Annotated in this window: 19 protein-coding genes; 11 read left to right on the forward strand and 8 right to left on the reverse strand. The window is 63.7% G+C overall.

Annotated features, from left to right (window positions below; all coding sequences use genetic code 11):
* Window positions 1–40: 40 nt before the first annotated feature.
* On the reverse strand, window positions 41–787 hold the full coding sequence (locus QM797_RS00180) for a 3-hydroxybutyrate dehydrogenase (protein WP_283273118.1): 747 nt from the start codon (window positions 785–787) through the stop codon (window positions 41–43).
* A complete protein-coding gene (locus QM797_RS00185; protein ID WP_283273119.1) occupies window positions 784–2,199 on the reverse strand; it encodes an MFS transporter in 1,416 nt (471 codons plus the stop codon). Before QM797_RS00185 ends, QM797_RS00180 begins: the two co-directional genes overlap by 4 nt.
* A 139-nt stretch (window positions 2,200–2,338) precedes the next feature.
* Between QM797_RS00185 and QM797_RS00190 the strand changes: the two genes are divergently transcribed.
* The 7 genes from QM797_RS00190 to QM797_RS00220 all read left to right on the forward strand — a co-directional run bounded on the left by QM797_RS00190 (window position 2,339) and on the right by QM797_RS00220 (window position 11,413).
* Complete coding sequence (locus QM797_RS00190) at window positions 2,339–3,247, forward strand: LysR family transcriptional regulator (RefSeq protein WP_283273120.1); 909 nt, start codon at window positions 2,339–2,341, stop codon at window positions 3,245–3,247.
* A 287-nt stretch (window positions 3,248–3,534) separates the two neighbouring features.
* Entirely contained in the window at window positions 3,535–3,633 is a 99-nt protein-coding gene (gene kdpF, locus QM797_RS00195) for a K(+)-transporting ATPase subunit F (protein ID WP_080734555.1), read from the forward strand.
* Window positions 3,634–3,637: 4 nt separating this feature from the next.
* Window positions 3,638–5,410, forward strand: a complete 1,773-nt coding sequence (gene kdpA / locus QM797_RS00200; RefSeq protein WP_283273121.1) for a potassium-transporting ATPase subunit KdpA — start codon at window positions 3,638–3,640, stop codon at window positions 5,408–5,410.
* Window positions 5,407–7,503, forward strand: a complete 2,097-nt coding sequence (kdpB, locus tag QM797_RS00205; protein ID WP_283273122.1) for a potassium-transporting ATPase subunit KdpB — start codon at window positions 5,407–5,409, stop codon at window positions 7,501–7,503. Before kdpA ends, kdpB begins: the two co-directional genes overlap by 4 nt.
* A gap of 1 nt (window position 7,504) precedes the next feature.
* Entirely contained in the window at window positions 7,505–8,143 is a 639-nt protein-coding gene (locus QM797_RS00210) for a potassium-transporting ATPase subunit C (RefSeq protein WP_283273123.1), read from the forward strand.
* A gap of 32 nt (window positions 8,144–8,175) precedes the next feature.
* Window positions 8,176–10,722, forward strand: a complete 2,547-nt coding sequence (locus tag QM797_RS00215) for a sensor histidine kinase (protein ID WP_283273124.1) — start codon at window positions 8,176–8,178, stop codon at window positions 10,720–10,722.
* Window positions 10,715–11,413 carry a response regulator gene (locus tag QM797_RS00220; protein ID WP_283273125.1) on the forward strand — a complete coding sequence of 233 codons (699 nt, stop codon included), beginning with the start codon at window positions 10,715–10,717 and terminating at the stop codon, window positions 11,411–11,413. Before QM797_RS00215 ends, QM797_RS00220 begins: the two co-directional genes overlap by 8 nt.
* Here the strand turns inward: QM797_RS00220 and QM797_RS00225 are convergent.
* Window positions 11,376–12,596: a type III PLP-dependent enzyme domain-containing protein gene (locus QM797_RS00225; protein ID WP_283273126.1), complete on the reverse strand. Its 1,221-nt coding sequence runs from the start codon at window positions 12,594–12,596 to the stop codon at window positions 11,376–11,378. The two genes, QM797_RS00220 and QM797_RS00225, sit on opposite strands and share 38 nt — an antisense overlap.
* A gap of 234 nt (window positions 12,597–12,830) precedes the next feature.
* Between QM797_RS00225 and QM797_RS00230 the strand changes: the two genes are divergently transcribed.
* The gene (locus QM797_RS00230; protein WP_283273127.1) at window positions 12,831–13,532 is read left to right on the forward strand and encodes a type III PLP-dependent enzyme domain-containing protein; all 702 of its coding nucleotides are present in this window, start codon (window positions 12,831–12,833) and stop codon (window positions 13,530–13,532) included.
* Window positions 13,533–13,599: 67 nt separating this feature from the next.
* A complete protein-coding gene (locus QM797_RS00235; protein ID WP_283273128.1) occupies window positions 13,600–14,322 on the forward strand; it encodes a mycothiol-dependent nitroreductase Rv2466c family protein in 723 nt (240 codons plus the stop codon).
* 13 nt (window positions 14,323–14,335) lie between these two features.
* Here QM797_RS00235 and QM797_RS00240 read toward each other — a convergent pair whose 3' ends face one another.
* The 4 genes from QM797_RS00240 to QM797_RS00255 all read right to left on the reverse strand — a co-directional run bounded on the left by QM797_RS00240 (window position 14,336) and on the right by QM797_RS00255 (window position 17,045).
* A complete protein-coding gene (locus QM797_RS00240; protein WP_283273129.1) occupies window positions 14,336–14,953 on the reverse strand; it encodes a dihydrofolate reductase family protein in 618 nt (205 codons plus the stop codon).
* Between the two features lie 44 nt (window positions 14,954–14,997).
* Window positions 14,998–15,864, reverse strand: a complete 867-nt coding sequence (locus QM797_RS00245) for an alpha/beta fold hydrolase (RefSeq protein ID WP_283273130.1) — start codon at window positions 15,862–15,864, stop codon at window positions 14,998–15,000.
* 46 nt (window positions 15,865–15,910) lie between these two features.
* Entirely contained in the window at window positions 15,911–16,339 is a 429-nt protein-coding gene (gene arr, locus QM797_RS00250; protein ID WP_283275213.1) for an NAD(+)--rifampin ADP-ribosyltransferase, read from the reverse strand.
* Window positions 16,340–16,454: 115 nt separating this feature from the next.
* The gene (locus QM797_RS00255) at window positions 16,455–17,045 is read right to left on the reverse strand and encodes a TetR/AcrR family transcriptional regulator (protein ID WP_283273131.1); all 591 of its coding nucleotides are present in this window, start codon (window positions 17,043–17,045) and stop codon (window positions 16,455–16,457) included.
* A gap of 87 nt (window positions 17,046–17,132) precedes the next feature.
* Here QM797_RS00255 and QM797_RS00260 point away from each other — a divergent pair, with 87 nt between their 5' ends.
* Both QM797_RS00260 and QM797_RS00265 read left to right on the forward strand, forming a co-directional pair.
* Window positions 17,133–17,567: a nuclear transport factor 2 family protein gene (locus tag QM797_RS00260; RefSeq protein ID WP_283273132.1), complete on the forward strand. Its 435-nt coding sequence runs from the start codon at window positions 17,133–17,135 to the stop codon at window positions 17,565–17,567.
* Complete coding sequence (locus QM797_RS00265) at window positions 17,564–18,415, forward strand: NAD(P)H-binding protein (RefSeq protein WP_283273133.1); 852 nt, start codon at window positions 17,564–17,566, stop codon at window positions 18,413–18,415. Before QM797_RS00260 ends, QM797_RS00265 begins: the two co-directional genes overlap by 4 nt.
* A 67-nt stretch (window positions 18,416–18,482) precedes the next feature.
* On the opposite strand, the gene QM797_RS00270 is transcribed toward QM797_RS00265, so the two are convergent.
* Window positions 18,483–19,133 carry a class I SAM-dependent methyltransferase gene (locus tag QM797_RS00270; RefSeq protein WP_283273134.1) on the reverse strand — a complete coding sequence of 217 codons (651 nt, stop codon included), beginning with the start codon at window positions 19,131–19,133 and terminating at the stop codon, window positions 18,483–18,485.
* Window positions 19,134–19,157 lie beyond the last annotated feature (24 nt).

The following is a 19,157-nucleotide window of genomic DNA, read 5'->3' on the forward strand; positions in this document are numbered from 1 at the left end:
GTGTGCAGTGGACCATTGACGCGGACGGGCGGCACCGAACCTAACGAGCCGACCAACCACCGTCCATCGTGTACGACGCTCCGGTGACCATGCCCGCGTTCTCGGAGGTCAACCACCCCACCAGTGAAGCGACTTCGGCGGGTTCGACGAGTCGCTTGATGGCGGCCTCGGTCAGCAGCACCTTTTCGAGTACTTCGTCTTCGGGGATGCCGTGTGCGACGGCTTGGTCGGCGATCTGTTTTTCCACCAACGGCGTTCGTACGTATCCCGGGTTGACGCAGTTGCTCGTCACTCCGTGGGCGGCGCCTTCGAGGGCCGTCACTTTCGACAGTCCCTCGAGTGCATGCTTGGCGGTGACGTAGGCGACCTTGAACTCCGACGCCCGCAGTCCGTGCACCGACGACAGGTTGATCACGCGACCGAAGCCGCGAGAGTACATGTGCGGCAATGCAGCTCGGATGAGCAGGAACGGGGCCTCGACCATCAGCGTCTGGATTCTGCGGAACGCGCCGGGATCGAAGTCGACGATCGGTGCGACGGTTTGGATACCCGCATTGTTGACGAGGATGTCGACGTCCACGCGAAGATCGTCCAGAGCGGTGGTGTCGAGCAGATCCACCGACCACACCTCACCGCCGATCTCCGACGCCAATTCCTTTGCGGCAACGTCGTTCACATCGGCGACGGTGACGCGTGCACCGCGGCCGGCGAGCTCGCGTGCACACGCGGCCCCGATGCCGGACGCTCCCCCGGTGATGAGGGCGGAGCGTCCGGTCAGGTCCGTCACCGCTGTGAATTCTGATCGAGCAGACCGACCTTCGCCAACTCGGCCTCGGTGGCCAGGTTCTTGGCGTCGGCGATGTCGATGCTTTCGAGCGCCAACCCCTTCGTCTCCCGAGCGACGACGACGGCAACCACGGTGATGGCGCAGGCCACGGCCAGGTACACCGCAATCGGGACGGACGAGCCGTAGATGTCGAGCAGCTTGACCGCGATGATCGGGGCCAGCGAACCGGCGACGATCGAGGTGACCTGGTAGCCAAGGGACACACCGGAGTACCGCATCCGCGTCGGGAACATCTCGGCCATGATGGCCGGCTGAGTGGCGTACATGAAAGCGTGGAACACCAGGCCGATGATGATGGCGAGCAGGATCACCACGTTGTGGCCGCTGTTCATCATCGGGAACGCGAAGAAGCCCCAGGTGGCCGCGGTGAGCGCACCGGCGAAGTACACCGGACGACGACCGATGCGGTCGGCGAGCCTGCCCACCAACGGAATTGTGCAGAAGTGGATCGCGTGGGCGATCAGCATCCACCACAGGATCGTGGTGGTGTCGGTGCCCACCTCGACCTTGAGGTACGTGATGGAGAAGGTGACGACGAGGTAGTACATGACGTTCTCACCGAAGCGCAGTCCCATCGCGGTGAAAACTCCACGCGGGTAACGCTTGACGACCTCGAAGACGCCATACGATGCGGCCTTGATGACCTCGGCCTGCTTGTGTGCCTCGAGGAAGATCGGGGCGTCGGAGACCTTGGTGCGGATGTAGTAGCCGACGAAAACGATGACGGCGGAGAGCCAGAACGCGACGCGCCAGCCCCAGCTGAGGAAGGCTTCGTCGGACAGGGTGGTCGTCAGGACCAGCAGCGCGACGGTGGCGAGCAGATTACCTGCGGGAACGCCGGCCTGTGGCCAGCTGGCCCAGAATCCGCGAGACTTGTTCGGGCTGTGTTCTGCCACAAGGAGAACCGCGCCTCCCCATTCGCCGCCGACGGCGAAGCCTTGAATGAAGCGCAGCGTCACCAGCAATGCCGGTGCCCAGTAGCCGATCGCCTCGAACGTCGGCAGGCAGCCCATGAGGAACGTGGCTCCGCCGACGAGGACGAGGCTGAACTGCAGCAACTTCTTTCGGCCGTACTTGTCGCCGTAGTGGCCGAATACGATGCCGCCCAACGGCCGGGCGACGAAGCCGACGGCGTAGGTGACGAAGGCCGCGAGGATCGCGTCGAGCTCACTGGTTCCGGCAGCGAAGAAGATCTTGCTGAACACCAGCGTTGCGGCGGTGCCATAGAGGAAGAATTCGTACCACTCGACGATGGTGCCTGCCATCGATGCTCCGACGACCTTCTTCAGGCCTGCGGGCGTGGCGTCGGGATCCGGTTCGGGTCGTTCGGTCAGCGGCTGATCGACGCTCATGTTTTCTCCTGTGTTGCTCGGCACTGCGTGCTCATATCTGTGACAGACCACACATGTAGCGGGGTTGCTCTGAGTATTGGTGCAGATCCATAACCACGCAAGAGCCATGAACGCAGGTGGGATCTGCAAAACTGCACACATGACACGCGGTGGTGCGAAGATCCCCAGTGCAGACGACCTGCTGGTGCTGCTCGCCGTCAGTCGGACCGGCCGCTACAGCTCCGCGGCCGACGACCTGGGCATCAACCACACGACCATTTCCCGACGCATCGCCGCACTCGAGGACACGCTCGGCGGCCGCGTCCTCACCCGTGGTGCCGGCGGCTGGGAGCTGACGCAACTGGGCCGCGGGGCGCTCGCCGCCGCCGAGGCCGTCGAGGATGCGCTGCGCACCCTCGTCTCGACCGATGCAGGCGCGCTGGAAGGCGTCGTCCGCATTTCGGCGACCGACGGATTCAGTGCCTACATCGCCGCCCCGGCCGCGGCGCGGGTGCAGCGCGCTCATCCGCGGGTGTCCGTTGAGATCGTCGCGGTCACCAGACGCGCGTCGCAGCAACGATCGGGACTGGACATCGAGATCGTCGTCGGGCAACCGCAGGTGCATCGCGCGGAGGCCATCCGGCTCGGGGACTATCTACTCGGTCTCTACGCCTCCGAGGCATATCTGAAGGAACACGGAACGCCGCAGGTGCCGGCCGACCTCTCTGCACACCCGTTCATCTATTTCATCGACTCGATGCTGCACGTCGACGATCTCGATCTGGCCCCCAACTTCACCCCCACGATGCGCGAATCGGTCACCTCCACCAACGTGTTCGTTCACGTCGAAGCAACCCGCGCATCGGCAGGAATCGGACTGCTGCCGTGCTTCATGGCCGACCGTCACCCCGACCTCCAACGAATCCTGCCCGACGCGATCGCGGTGAAACTGACCTACTGGCTCGTCACCCGCACCGAAACACTGCGACGACCGGAGGTCTCAGCAGTGGTCGACGCGATCCGCGCGGTCGTCACCGAGCAGCGCTCGGCTCTGTTGGGAGAGAGCTGACTGAAGGCCGCGTCATATTTGTGTCATGACTGAATTCCCAGGCGTAAAGGATCCGTAAGGATCGTCTTCGGGCCAGTTTCGACGGCGTAAACATATCGGTGACCGGAGGCTTAATGGGCCTCCGACCAGCGCTGACGATGCGTTGGACCGCACTATGTCGAAGAGGCTTGAACGTTCATGGCTGATTTGGGTTATCTCCTCGTCACGGCCGCGGGATTCGGTGTTTGTGCACTGATCCTGCGGGCGTTGGCGACCACTGCCACTACGAAGGCGAAGGCGAAGGCGAAATGACGCTCGACGGAACCATCAACGTCGTACTCGTGGTGATCGCCGCCGCGGTGGTCATCTATCTGTTCGTCGCTCTGCTCGACCCGGAGAGGTTCTGAGAACATGACTGCAGCTCTGGCAGCATCGCTCCAGATCCTCGTGGTCGTCGTCGTTCTGGCGATCGCGTACGTACCCCTCGGTGACTACATGGCGAAAGTCTTTGCCACCGAACATGATGTCGACACAAGAACAGAGAGCCTCGGTGCCGCAGGGAGTACAGCCACCCTGCAGCGCACCCGCGGCGGCACGACCGTGTGGGCAGATCTTCGCGTCGAAAAGCTGATCTACCGCCTCTGCCGAATCGACCCACGCTCCCAGCAGACCTGGGTCGGATACGCGCTCTCGCTACTCGGCTTCTCCGCTGCGAGCGTCCTCTTTCTCTATGTGCTGCAACGCGTTCAGGGTGTGCTCCCGCTGAACGGAGGACTGTCGGGAGTGAGCCCGTCGGTGGCGTTCAACACCGCGATCTCCTTCGTCTCCAACACCAACTGGCAGTCGTACACACCCGAGACGACGATGTCGAACCTGACGCAGCCCTTGGGCTTGGCGGTGCAGAACTTCGTTTCTGCCGCAGTCGGACTCGCTGTCGCCATCGCCGTCGTACGAGGTTTCGTACGTGTGCGGACCGGCGGTGAGATCGGCAACTTCTGGGTCGACCTGGTCCGCGGAATCCTCCGTATCCTGCTACCACTGTCGTTCGTCATCGCACTGATTCTGCTGACGCAGGGCGTAATTCAATCCTTCAGCACAGGTTTCGCCTCGACGGGGCTCGACGGGTCGTCGGTCTCGAATGCATTGGCTCCTGTCGCATCGCAGGAAGCGATCAAGGAACTGGGCACCAACGGTGGCGGAATCCTCGGCGCCAACTCCGCGCACCCGTTCGAGAACCCGACCCCCCTGACCAACGTCGTGCAGATCATCTCGATCCTGCTCATCCCGGTAGCCCTGACCCGCACGTTCGGCACCATGGTCGGTGACCGTCGTCAGGGCCTGACTCTGCTCGCGGTCATGACGGCCCTGTTCGCAGCGCTCCTCACGGTCACTGCCGTTGCAGAATCCGGTGCGCGCGGCGCCGCAGCGCAGGCAGCAGGTTCGATGATGGAGGGCAAGGAAGTTCGGTTCGGCATCCCCGGATCGAGCCTCTTCGCCGTCGCGACAACGGGAACTTCCACCGGCGCAGTCAATTCCGCGCACGACAGCATGTCCCCGCTCGGCGGAGGAGCCGTCCTGCTCAACATGCTCTTCGGCGAAATCGCTCCCGGTGGTGTCGGAACCGGTCTGTACGGACTGCTCGTGCTCGCGATCATTGCGGTGTTCGTGGGTGGACTCCTCGTCGGCCGTACGCCCGAGTACCTCGGCAAGAAGATCGGGCAGCGCCAGATCACCCTCGCCGCACTGTCGGTACTGGTGATGCCTGCCTTGGTTCTGATCGGCACCTCGATCACCGTGATCCTGTCCTCCACCACCGGCTTCCAGGGCAATTCGGGTGACCCGGGTACGCCAGGATCGATACACGGATTCACCGAGGTCCTCTACGCCTACGCCTCCGCCTCGAACAACAACGGCAGCGCGTTCGGCGGGTTGACCGTCACCAGCGACTGGTTCCAGACCTCCCTGGGCATCGCGATGCTGCTCGGACGCTTCCTGCCGATCATCTTCGTACTGGCACTGGCCGGTTCGCTCGCCACCTCCAAGCGCACCGCTCCGAACCCGGGCACTCTTCCCACGACCGGACCGCTGTTCACCGGACTGGTACTCGGAACCGCCGTTCTCGTTGCGGCACTGACATTCTTCCCGGCCCTGGCTTTGGGCCCGATCGCAGAGGCACTGCAATGACCGTCACCTCATCCAGGCTCGTAGACGACGAAACCGACGTCGACGACTCCCCCACCCCGGTCCGATCCGGTTACTTCAGCCCCCGGCAGATGTGGACGTCCCTGCCGTCCGCGTTCGCCAAACTCGACCCACGGCATCTTGCCCGCAACCCGGTCATGTTCGTCGTGCTCATCGGCTCCGTCGTCACCACCGTGCTCGCGGTCCTCGATCCTTCGGTGTTCTCCTGGCTCGTAGCGGCGTGGCTGTGGTTCACGTTGCTGTTCGCCAACCTTGCCGAGTCCGTGGCCGAGGGCCGTGGCAAGGCCCAGGCCGCGAGCCTGCGTGCGGTCAAGCGAGACACGGTCGCGCGCCGTCGGACATCGAACGGGACGATCGAAGAGGTTCCCGGTACCGAATTGAAGGTCGGTGACGAGGTCGTCGTCTCCGCCGGCGAGATCATTCCGGGAGACGGCGATGTCATCGAAGGCATTGCCAGCGTGGACGAGTCGGCCATCACCGGCGAATCTGCGCCGGTCGTCCGCGAATCGGGCGGTGACCGGTCAGCGGTGACCGGCGGCACCGGAGTGCTCTCCGACGAGATCGTCGTACGGATCACCGCCGCTCAGGGCGAGACCTTCGTCGACCGAATGATTGCCCTCGTCGAGGGTGCATCGCGCCAGAAGACCCCGAACGAGATCGCGCTGAACATCCTGTTGGCTTCGCTGACGATCATCTTCATGCTGGCCGTCGTCGCGATCGGACCAATGGGGGCGTACGGCGGCGAGGAACAAGACCCGATCAAACTGATCGCGCTGCTGGTATGTCTGATTCCGACGACTATCGGAGCGTTGTTGTCCGCCATCGGAATTGCCGGTATGGACCGACTGGTTCAGCGAAACGTTCTGGCGATGTCGGGCCGCGCCGTCGAGGCAGCGGGCGACATCGACACGCTCTTGATGGACAAGACCGGCACGATCACATTCGGCAACCGTCGCGCCACCGGGCTTCATCCCGCACCCGGCACGACGGCAGGCGAACTCGCCGCAGCAGCACGGTTGTCCTCACTCGCCGACGGCACACCCGAAGGCCGCAGCATCGTCGATCTGTGCGGAGTCGAATACTCGTTGCCCCTGCACGCCACGGACACCGAAAAGACCGGCGAGTTCATCGCCTTCACCGCCCAAACCCGCATGAGCGGAATCGATCTCGACGGCACCCAGGTCCGCAAGGGTGCCTCCGATTCGGTGCTGGCATGGGTCCGCGCCAACGGCGGTCCCTCGATCGCCCTGGAGATCGACGACATCTCGAACAGCATCGCCGAAATGGGCGGCACACCGCTGGTGGTCGCTACTACGCCCCAGGGCGGTCCCGCACGCGCACTGGGTGTCATCGAACTCTCCGACGTCGTCAAACCCCACATCGCGGAGCGATTCGCTCAATTGCGAGCCATGGGAATCAGGACCGTCATGGTCACCGGCGATAACCCGCGGACCGCGAAAGCCATTGCGGCCGAGGCAGGTGTCGACGACTTCCTCGCCGAGGCCACACCCGAGGACAAGCTTGCGTTGATCCGCAAGGAGCAGGAAGGCGGCCGACTGGTCGCGATGACGGGCGACGGCACCAACGACGCCCCCGCTCTGGCGCAGGCCGATGTCGGTGTCGCAATGAACACCGGTACGTCGGCCGCAAAAGAGGCCGGCAACATGGTGGATCTCGATTCCGATCCGACCAAGTTGATCGAGGTCGTCGAGATCGGCAAGCAGTTGTTGATCACCCGCGGAGCGTTGACGACGTTCTCGCTCGCCAACGACCTCGCGAAGTACTTCGCGATTCTGCCGGCGATGTTCAGCGTCGTCTACCCACAACTCGACGGCCTCAACATCATGCGGCTCGCCACTCCCGAATCGGCGATCCTGTCCGCGGTCATCTTCAACGCTCTTGTGATCATCGGGCTGATTCCGCTGGCGCTCAAAGGTGTTCGCTACGTCCCGTCGAGCGCTTCGACACTGCTGCGCCGCAATCTGCTGCTCTACGGAGTGGGCGGCGTCATCACCCCGTTCATCGGGATCTGGCTCATCGACCTCGTCGTTCGTTTCATCCCAGGGATAGGCTGACATGCGTTTCGTACAAAGATTTCTCGGTCAGATCGTGGCAGGACTGTCGGTGCTGCTCGCGCTCACGGTAATCCTCGGTATCGGGTATCCAGCGGCGGTATGGGCGGTGAGCCGCATCGGATCCAGCTCTGCCGAGGGGTCGCCGCTGCGTGACGCGAACGGGTGCGTCGTCGGTAGCAGTCTGATCGGGGTCGACCCGCAGGTCGAAGAGGGAGCGCCGGATCCGTTCTTCCACAACCGAGTTACCGGTTCCATCTCCGACGAGGATGCCTTTGCCGCGAGCGACCCGGCCGCGTCACTGCCGACCAACCAGGGCCCCAGTAGCGAAGCATTGGCGGCATTCATCGAGGAACGTCGTGCAGTCATCGCCGAGCGTGAAGGCGTCGACCCGGCCGCTGTGCCGGTGGACGCGGTCACCGGATCCGGCTCGGGTATCGATCCCGATATCAGCCCCGCCTACGCGGCGATTCAGATCCAACGCGTCGCGCAGGTCAACAACATGAGCGTCGACGCGGTGACGGCTCTGGTGGCCGAACACACCGACGGCAGGCAGCTCGGGTTCCTCGGCAACGAGACAGTGAACGTGCCGGAGCTCAATGTTGCTCTGGGACTGACGGCACCTGGGTGCGGAACGAGCTGAACCTCGACGGTCCAGGGCAGCAGGTAGACGACATGGGAAAAAAGACCGGCAAGCGGGGGTCCGGCGGACTCGATCGCGGTGAACTGCGCATCTATCTCGGGGCCGCGCCGGGGGTAGGTAAGACCTTCGCGATGCTCGGTGAAGCGCACCGCAGGCAAGAACGTGGATGCGATGTGGTCGCGGGCGTGGTGGAAACCCACGGCCGCGCCCGCACCGCCGCGTTACTGGACGGCATCGAACTGGTTCCTCCGCGGATAGTCCACTACCGCGGATCGATCGCTCAGGAACTCGATGTCGCAGCGATCATCGAGCGCGACCCTTCGCTGGTGCTCGTCGACGAACTCGCCCACACCAACACCCCGGGTAGCGCCCACGAGAAGCGCTGGCAGGACGTCGAGGAATTGCTGGCAGCGGGAATCGATGTGGTCTCGACCCTGAACGTGCAGCATCTGGAGAGTCTCAACGATGTCGTCGAGCAGATCACCGGTGTGCCGCAACGAGAAACCGTCCCCGATTCGGTGGTACGGGCAGCGGAACAGATCGAATTGGTCGACGTGGCTCCAGAAGCGCTGCGCCGCAGACTCTCCCACGGAAACATCTATGCAGCCGAGAAGGTCGACGCAGCACTGAGCAACTACTTCCGTCAAGGCAATCTGACTGCCCTGCGCGAACTGTCGTTGTTGTGGATTGCCGATCAGGTCGACGCTGCGTTGGCGAAATACCGCAGTACACATGACATCACCGACACGTGGGAAGCACGTGAGCGTGTTGTCGTCTCGGTGACCGGCGGACCGGAGTCCGAGACCCTGTTGCGTCGCGCAAGCCGGATCGCCTCGCGGTCCAGCGCGGAACTGATGGTGCTGCACGTGATCCGCGGTGACGGCCTCACCGGCGTCTCGGCACCGCAGATGGGAAAAGTCCGCGTACTCGCAGCGAGTCTCGGCGCAAGTATGCACAGTGTCGTCGGTGACGATGTGCCGACCACACTGCTCGACTTCGCACGGGGGGCCAACGCAACCCAGCTCGTCATCGGAACCTCGCGGCGGTCTCGTTGGGCGCGAATACTGGACGAGGGCATCGGCGCTGCGGTCATTCAGAACTCGGGCAAGATCGATGTGCACATGGTCACCCACAACCAGGTCAGTCGAGGTTTTCGGCTCGGTCGGCTGATTCCGCCCAACCCGAAGCACCGACGAATTCTGTCCTGGGTTGGCGCCGTGGTCGTACCCGTTGTCTCGGCCCTGGCGATGCTGCTGGTGGATCCGTATCTCGATCTCGGCGGCGAGAGCGCTCTGTTCTTCATGGTCGTACTCGCCGTTGCGCTCCTGGGCGGCGTTGCGCCCGCGGCACTGTCGGCGTTGATCGCAGGATTGTTGCTCAATTACTTCTTCGCCGACCCGCGGTACAGCTTCACCATCGCCGAACCCGACAATTTCGTCACCACCGTGGTGCTGCTCATCATGGCAGTGGCAGTGGCATTTCTCGTCGACGCGGCCGCCCGACGCACCCGCGAAGCTCGGCGAGCGTCTCAGGAAGCCGAGCTCCTGACCCTGTTCGCCGGAACGGTGCTGCGCGGCGGCGACATTCGAACGCTGTTGGAGCGAGTCCGCGAGACGTACTCCCAACGCGCGGTCTCGATCATCAGAGGTGCTGGTGTGATCGTCGAATCTGTCGGTGATTCTCCACCGGCTGTGCCCGATGACGCCGACACCGCGATCGACACCCCCGACGGTTCCTTCACACTGCTCCTGTCCGGCACCAAGACCGGTGCGCACGATCGACGTGTGCTCAGCGCCGTAGCCAACCAAGCCAGGGGCCTGATCAGGCAGACCGAACTCGCCCAGGAAGCCAGCGCCGCAGCAGGACTGAAGGAAGCCGACCGTCTTCGGCGGGCGCTGCTGTCTGCGGTCAGCCACGACCTGCGAACACCGCTCGCCGCGGTCAAGGCTGCGGCGTCGAGTCTGCGTGCGACCGATGTCGAGTTCTCCGCCGAGGACACCGCTGAGCTGTTGGCGACCATCGAGGAATCGACCGACCAGCTGACGGGTCTGGTGGGCAACCTGCTCGATTCATCGCGATTAGCGGCGGGGGTCATTCAGCCGAGCCGGTCCATCGTGTACGTCGAGGACGCTGTGGACGCAGCGCTCGTCGGAACGCACACTGGTCGCGAGCTCGTCATCGTCGATGTGGACGACGTCGCTGTCTCCGCCGACGCGGGTCTGCTCGAGCGCGTGCTGGCGAATCTGATCGACAATGGGCTGCGACACGCACCAGGATCGCCGGTGCGGGTCGGGGCCGCCTACATCGGCGACCGAGCGGTGATCACCGTTGCCGACAGCGGCCCTGGGATCGCTCCCGGAAGCGAAGAGGCTGTGTTCGAGTCCTTCCAACGATCGGGCGACCGCGACAACTCCACGGGCGTCGGGCTCGGACTCTCCGTTGTGCGTGGGTTCGTCGAAGCCATGGGAGGCTCGGTGACGGTGTCCGATACCGCAGGCGGCGGGGTGACCATGACCGTCGAATTGGACCGAGCGGAATCGACTGCCAGAGGCGACTTCTCCGAGCAGACCCATGGGTGAATCCCGTTCCGCGATCAAGGTTCTGGTTGTCGACGACGAACCGCAGATCGTGCGCGCACTGCGCATCAACCTCACCGCCCGCGGTTACAACGTCGTCACCGCGTCCACGGGTACGGGCGCGCTACGCGCCATTACGTCCGAGCACCCCGATGTCGTAATCCTCGATCTCGGACTGCCCGATATCGGCGGCCTGGACGTGCTCGCCGGCTTGCGAGGATGGAGCGAGATTCCGGTGATCGTGCTGTCCGCGCGCACCGACAGCGGCGACAAGATCGAAGCCCTCGACGCCGGTGCCGACGACTACATCACCAAACCGTTCGGGATCGACGAATTCCTGGCCCGGCTACGCGTCGCCGTTCGCAGACGAGCCATCAGGACGTCCCCCACGGACCCGCTGGTGACCACCTCGTCTTTCACCGTCGATCTGGCCTCCAAGAGGGTGACCAGGGACGGCGAGATCGTGCATCTGACGCGTACCGAATGGGGAGTCCTCGAGATGCTGGCCCGCAATGCAGGCAAGCTGGTGGGGCAGAAAGAACTACTCAGAACGGTGTGGGGCCCAGGGCACGATCACGGCTCCAACTATCTGAGGATCTACATGTCTCAACTTCGACGCAAGCTCGAAGTCGACCCGGGCAAGCCTCGGCATCTCATCACCGAGACCGGAATGGGGTATCGACTCGTGGAATGAACCGAACACGAGAAGGCATCTCGGGGAGCAGATCCAGATGGTGGGCTTGTCCGTCGGACAGTGTCAGGACGCTCGGGCAGTCGCCGGGACCGTCGGCGATCGCGAGTACATCACCGACCCGAACATCTGCCGGGAGCGACACTTCGGAGTCGATGACGCACCGGCGCAGAGGATCACTGCCGTCCGCGAGTACGAACAATTCCTCGACACCGAGGCTGTGGCGGTTGGCGATGACCGCCGCGGCCGGACCGGCCGGGGCGCAACCGGTTCCACCGTCGACTACCACGACGGCTCGTCGCGAATCCGTCCGGTCGATCGACCGGACACGGCACACCGTGACCATGGACGCGTCTGTGATCGACTCCCCGGTCTCGACGGCAAGCTGCGGACGCGGAAAGCGATGCCGAATGCAACCCTCGTCGACGGCGTCTTCGACGACGTCGGACAGGAGCGCAGTATCGAGTCCCGTCGGAGAATCGATCCGTAGATGCAGTCGATTACCGAGCACACCATGATCTCGGTAGGCCTGAGCCATCACCCCGAGCGACTCGACAATCCGTGCGAACACCCCGTCGAGAGTGGACGCGCTGCATTCGACACCGTCGAATATTGTTGCAGGGCAGTCGACAACCTGAGCGATGACATTCTCCGCGTATTCACGATTGCCATCGGTGCTTACCAGAGTCGACTGTGCGAGGGTTAAGGCACGGTCCGCATCCGAAATCCGGTGAAGACCTGCGGCGACGACGATTCGGCCCACTCGCTCACCCGCCGGAAGTGACAGAAAGTGATCTGCAGCCTGCGCGCTCTGCGCACGGCCGACGATGTGGGAGGGATCGACACCGAGCTGCCGGGCGGACGACAACCCTGCCATCGAGTCGACGACCAACGTCAAGTGCTGCTCCCCTATCCAGCGCGCGACAACCGGGGCCAGCACACTGCCTGGCCTGTAGAGCATTTCGGCTGTGAACGACTCGAGCGCGATGCGATTGCACCTACCGCGCAGGCTGGTTTCGTCGATCACGCACACCGGCGTCGAGTAACGATCGGCGATGTCGTCGAGGAACATACCTGCCACCGTCACTCGACCGTGTCGATAGTGCGTCGTACTCGGCCACACGGCATGATCCAACCGCGGCGACAGAGCGCCTCTGAGCGACGGCAGATAATCCAACAAAGTCATCGAACACATCTCCTCGTCGATACCCGACCGAGTGCGGGCCTCCAGTCGATCATCGTCCCGAATCGAGGCGAACAACCCTGCCTTGACGGAAAATTGACGCTGCAGACGAGGACCTTGACGCCGCGGTAACAGATGCGCCTCGACCATCTGCACCCCGTAAGAATCTCCGTACGTCGCGTCAAAACTCCGTCAACGAACCGCCCGAGTGGTTCACGCGGGCGTATATCTGAGTGCATGACACTCTCGCTCGAAGCTCCCGATTACCTCGAAGTTCCCGATTACACAGCACAACTGCACAATTCGATTCACCTCATGCGTCGGGTCATCCCAGGGGTCGGTTTCGGTGTCCGTGCGGCCGAGCTCGGCGACCAGGCTCTCGCAGCCTGGGTACGGAACTCCGGTGTCACCGTCCTCGCGCACGATGACGACGAGCTCGATCGTGTGCAGCTCAGCGGGATTCGACCGAACCAAATAGTGTTTCGATGCGGAGCCAGCACCGACGGTATCCGCAGTGCCGTGCACCGCGGGGTGTTCCGCTTCGTCGTCGGTAAAGTGCCGCAGATCGCTCGATTGACAGAGTGCGCGCAACGAACGAAATATGTCTACCTCGACAGCGACGCGCCGGCAGCACTCTGCGATCACCGAGTGCAGGTGGTCGGCCGCCACAGCGACGTCAGCAACTCCGGCGACGCGGACGAGTGGGCCTCGGCGGCCGACAGACTGCTGCGCCGAGCATCCGAGTCCACGACGTGCGGATCGCCGGTGCACCGGATCATTCTGAGCGGAGGATCGACCGAGGAGTGGATGAACTGCTCCGCCCCGTACCTGACGTCCGTCGTGCGCGCTGTGGACGCTGCACTTCGTGAGGGGTGCACCCGATGGAATCTGCCACGGCCTGCCGTCTCGGTGATACCGGCGCAGGCGGCGGCCCACTGACTCTCCGGGAGGTGGCGTATACCGTCGAGTGGACAGAACTTCCGTCCCGAGAAGGAGCGTCCACTCGATGGCCGATATCGATTTCTATTTCGATCCGGTGTGCCCGTTCGCCTGGATGACCAGCAAGTGGGTCCGCAAGGTCCAAGCCCAGCGCGACTACACCGTCGACTGGCGGTTCATCTCGCTGCGCCTGCTCAATTCGCACATCGACTACGACGCGCACTTTCCACCCGAGTACGAGGCCGGCCACACCGCGGGTCTGCGACTGTTGCGGGCCGCTGCCGCTATTCGTCGTGAGCACGGGTCGGCCGCGATCGGGCCGCTGTACGAGGCCCTCGGAACGCGCATCTTCGACACCGAGGTGGTGCCCGACGACGCTGCGAGCCACGGCTATCGCGGCACCGCGGAATTCCTCGGGCCGATCCTCGAAGAACTCGGGCTGCCCACCCATCACACTGCAGCACTCGATGATTCGTCACTCGACGACGAGATCCGGGCCGAAACCGATCATGCACTGTCGCTGACCGGCAAGGACGTCGGCACACCTATCATCGCCTTCGAGCCACCGGACGGCGTCGCGTTCTTCGGGCCGGTGATCAGCAGACTACCCAGCGACGAAGAGGCAGTAGAGCTGTGGGACAACGTGATCGGTCTCGCTCGATTCTCCGGCTTCGCCGAGATGAAGCGCAGCCTGCGTGAGCTCCCCCAGCTGAAGGCGCTGGGCGTTCAGGAGGACGAGGCGGGCGTGCAACAGGACTGGCACGCAGGTAGCCGACGACAGAAGAAGTGATGTGCCGGCCGGATCAGCCGCCTCGCACGTCGTCCATGTTGCCAACGTCCGGGGTTCCGGCGTCGAGGCCGTAACGCAGGTAGACGGTGCCCTTCCCGCCGACGGCCGGTGGCACGAGCAGCGTCAGGTTACTGGGCACGGTGCCGTCGGCAAACACTCTCTTCCCGACTCCGAGAACGATGGGATGCACCCATAGATCGAGTCGATCGAAGAGCTTCTCGCGCAACAGAGTCTGAACCAGATCGAGACTTCCGACGACCTTGATGTTGTCGTGTCTGTCTCGGATCTCACGCATCGCATCCACCAGATTCGGTCCGAGTTGGGTCGAACCGTCCCACCGCAGATCGGGTGTGCCACGCGAGGCCACGTATTTCGGGATCGTGTTGAACAACGTTGCAAACGAACCGTCTTGGTTCGGCCAGTACGCAGCGAAGATGTCGTAGGTGCGCCGTCCGAGCAGGAGCGCATCAGTGCCCTCGTATGCGGCGGCAACTTGCGCCCCGGAGACCTCGTCGAGCAGAGGAGCTTGCCAGCCACCGTAGGGAAAATTCTCGGGATCTTCCTCGGGGCTTCCGGGTGATTGTGCGACGAGATCTAGGGTGGCGAACAGTTCCAACGTGATGAGGCCCATGATGTCTCCTGGTTCGGTGGGGTCTTCTTCGGGAAAAACCTTGTTCAGCCCAATACTTTTCGCAGAGTCTCAGCAAATTCTGTCGGCTTTCCGGTCTGACCGAATTCGCCGCCGAGGAAGCCCGAGTGGCCGCCGGGAAATACGATCGGCTCTGATCCGAGGAGCGCCGCAGTCGAATGCGCTGCGCGAGCTGCGATGTGACCGTCCTCGGAACCGCCGGATTCTTCCCCTACTCCGATCACCACGGTGGTGGGTGCTGCGCGCAACGCATCGACGTCCGGTGCGAAGTCGACGCCTCCCCCGCGCATGTTGGACATCAGGGCGTCGTCGCGGGTTCCGTCGTCCTCGGCTGGGAGGCCGAACTGCGCCGGGTCCGGTGCCGGGCGAGCGAAGAACGCGTCGTCGATAGGCCCTGCGTGCATCAGCAGTGACATGAACTCGGCCATCGCCGGGCCGCGGCCGTGAGCGTCGTACGTGGTCACCATGTTCGCGCACACTGACGCAATGTTCTCGCGGTCCGGCAAAGTGCCTCCGGCGGGTGGTTCGTGGGCAACCAACGTCCGAACATCGGACGGGTATCTGCTGACGAGTACCAGCGCATTGACCGCACCCCCGCTCGAGGCGAACACATCGACAGGGCCATGACCGACGGCGGTGAGCACTGCATGCAGGTCGTCGGCATGTTCGCCGAAGGTGACCGCGGCGGTCGCGTCGTCTCGTCGACTACGTCCGACATTTCTCGGGTCGTACGTGACGACCACGCGGTCGCGGAAGTGCGATGCCAACGTCCCGAACCCGCTCGCATCCATCGGTGAGCCGATGAGCACCAAGGGCGTGACCCCGGGCTCGAGCTCGCCGATCACGTCGTAGGTCAGGGTCGCACCGGGCACGGAAACTGTCTCTGTCGTCATGCTCGTGTGACCTCGATCCGAGCGAAAACTCACCGGACGGTGCCGCCTAGTCGTAGAGAACCGCAGTGCCCGTCTGTCTCAACTTCTCGAGACCGTCTCGGAAACGCTGCAGGTATTCGGGCGAATGTCCGACCCAGTCGGTCGTCTCCTCGACGATGCGTACCGGTTCTGCGCTGCGATAGGAGCGCGTCGGGTTGCCGGGAAACTTCTTGTCCGTCACGTTCGGGTCGTCCTCCACACTGCCGGTCGGCTGCACGATGTAGACCCGCGGATTTCCCTCGCCGACGGCCATCTCCGCCGCGAGCACGGCACCGTCCAGCACCTTGGTCATGTAGATGTAGTTCGAGATGTGCTCGGGACGGTAATTCGAGCGATAGCCGGGGACCAAGAAGTCACCGGCCTCCAGATCGGCCTTGGTGCCATGAAAGTAGGAACCGGATTCGTGCACCCGAAATCGCTCCGGTGTATCGGCCATGTCTGCCATAGAAACTCCTCCGTGTCGGTAGCCGGAAGAGTGTGCATGCTCGACGGGGTCTTGCCGCAAGCCCCCACCCCGGCGATACACTGACGGTAAGCGGGCGAGCGCAGGATCATGCGTTGCTGAACGCGCCGATCAGCGCGGTGGCCACCTCGTCGAGGTACGCCGAATCCACCTCGACTCCACGCACGGCAAAGCGCCAATAGACAGTTCCTGCAAGAAGATCGAGCGCCAGCTCGAGATTGAACCCGGCCGCCATCTCCCGGCGGTCGATCGCTCGCTCGAACACTCTGATCGCACGCTCACGTCGTGGAATTCCGATCAGCTCCATGTGCAACTGTGCAAGCCTCGGAGTCCGTGCCGATTCTGCGACGAGATCAGGAAAAATCCGGGCGAATCTCGGATCCCCTATCCACTCCATCAGGTTGTCGAGCGTCGCGCGCAGGTCTCCGTACAGCGAGCCGGTGTCGGGAATCCGAGAAATGTCGACGCTGAACTCGGACAACACCGACACCACCATGTCAACTTTGGACGGCCAACGTCGGTACAGCGCACTCTTACCGACGCCCGCGCGCTTGGCGACGCCTTCCATCGACAGTCGCCCGAACCCGAGTTCGGCGAATTCATCGAGCACCGCTTCCGTGATCGCACGGGTCACATCCGGCTGAAACACCGCGGCACCCGTCGCCTTCCGTGGACTCATACGACCAACTCTAACAAATGGACGATACGGTACCGTCCAGTGTACCTTTGGATGAGACGCAACCGTATCGTCCACTGGAGGAGACCCATGAAGCCCACCGACGTCGTCCACACTGCGTTGCAGCACTTGCGGGCGCACGACATGAGTGCGTTCGCCGACCTGTGGGCGGTCGACGGCGTCATCGTCTTTCCTTTTGCAGCAGCGGGATACCCGCGCCGCGTGGAAGGTCGCGCCGCAATTCACGAATACATGCGTGGATATCCCGAAATTCTCGACATACGGAACATCACGTCGCCGACGATCCATGAAACCGCCGACGCGGAGGTAGTCGTGGTCGAGTTCGAGGCTGCCGGCGTCGTTCCTGCGACAGGTAAGCCGTACGAACTCGCATACATCGCTGTCATCACCGTGCGCGACGGCGCAATCACCACGTACAAGGACTATTGGAGTCCACTCGCCGCCGCGGAAGCCCTCGGTTCGGTCGACGACGTCACAGCGGCCTTCGCGGGTGACCGCGCATGAGCGACGTCCTGGTTCTCGGCTCGACGGGAACGACCGGAAGCCGGGTTACTCAGCTTCTCCACGAACGAGGGGCGCAGTATCGAGCGGCGTCTCGTACACCCACGTCCGCAGACCAGATCGAATTCGACTGGCTCGACCACGGTACCCATGCAGCTGCATTGGACGGCGTCCGAGCGGTCTATCTCGTTGCGCCTGTCGGTGTGGCCGATCCACTACCTCTCGTTCGACAATTCCTGAAACAGGCTCTGCAACAGGGTGTTCGACGCGTCGTCGCGCTGAGTTCGTCCGCACTCGATCGTGGTGCGCCCGGACTCGGCAAGATTCACGACGCGGTGGCGACCGATATACCCGAATGGGCAGTCCTTCGACCGAGCTGGTTCATGCAGAACTTCCGCGGCAGCAGCGCTCTCGCGGCAGGAGTCAGTGCGGGCGAGACCGTATCCGCAACCGGGGACGGGCGGATCGCCTTCGTCGATGCGGGCGACATCGCCGCCGTCGCCGTGCACGCACTGCTGGACGAGCAGTCGCACGACACCGACCACATCATCACTGGACCCGAGGCGCTCAGTTACTCCGACGCGGCGCGAATCATCGCCACCCACAGCGGAAAACCTCTGCGCCACAAATCGATCTCCGTCGACGAGTTGGCACAGCTACACATCGACGGCGGCCTCCCTCCCGAGTACGCGCCGATCCTGGCGGCCCTGGATGCGGCCATCGCAACGGGCTCCGAGGATCGCGTCACCGACGTCGTCGCACGCATCACCGGGAGAGCCCCGCGTAGCTTCGAGCACTTCGTCGCCGAAACGTTCCCACCCTTCGGCCGCAGCCCGGGTCGTCGGCCATGAGCACGGTCCGAGCTGTAGCGCAGCCTGCGTCAGCTACCCAGCTGAACGCAACGCAGGCGAGCGACGTTCATGAATTAGGCTCTGCGGGGCGGTAGCCGACAGTCCCGACGCGAACCTGGATATGGCCGCCGCGGACAGCGCGAGTCGACAGATCCCGCAGCAGTGGAGCCATTGCCGTCCACGGATGAGCCTCGATATCCGCCCCTCCGAGTCGGCAGGCAAGCTTCGCCAACGGGGTCCACACCGCCGCCCGTCCGACGGGCCGCTGCATGTCGACGACGGCCACGACGCCGCCCGTTCGCGTAGCCGAGATCATCGCGTCGAGAGCCGCCTGCCACGGCGTCATCAGCGAGAGCGCGTAGGTACTCAGGGCCGCATCGAACGGTGCGTGCTCGCCCAGATCCGCGAGAGTCAGCGTGGTGGCGTCGGCGGCGGCGAGGGTGACGTTGTCCCAGCCGGCCCGGTCAGCTCGCCGTCGGGCCTGTTCGAGCATCTGCGGGCTGGCGTCGATTCCGGTGATCGAGCCGGTGGGTCCGATCATCCGCTGCAGGCCGGCGAAGTTCAGGCCCGTGCCGCAGCCGAGGTCCAGAACATGGCTGCCCGCAGGCAGATTCAGTAGCTCGAACGCCGCCTCTCGACCGGCGCGATACACCGGCCATTCGAAGGAGATCACGTCGTACAGGCGCGCCGAGAGGGTGTACGGCGTCGGTCGTCTCATCTCGGTCTCTCCAAGGCGCGGGCA

The sequence above is a fragment of the Rhodococcus sp. IEGM 1381 genome (assembly GCF_030056795.1).
In the GTDB taxonomy this organism is placed as follows: Bacteria; Actinomycetota; Actinomycetes; order Mycobacteriales; family Mycobacteriaceae; genus Rhodococcoides.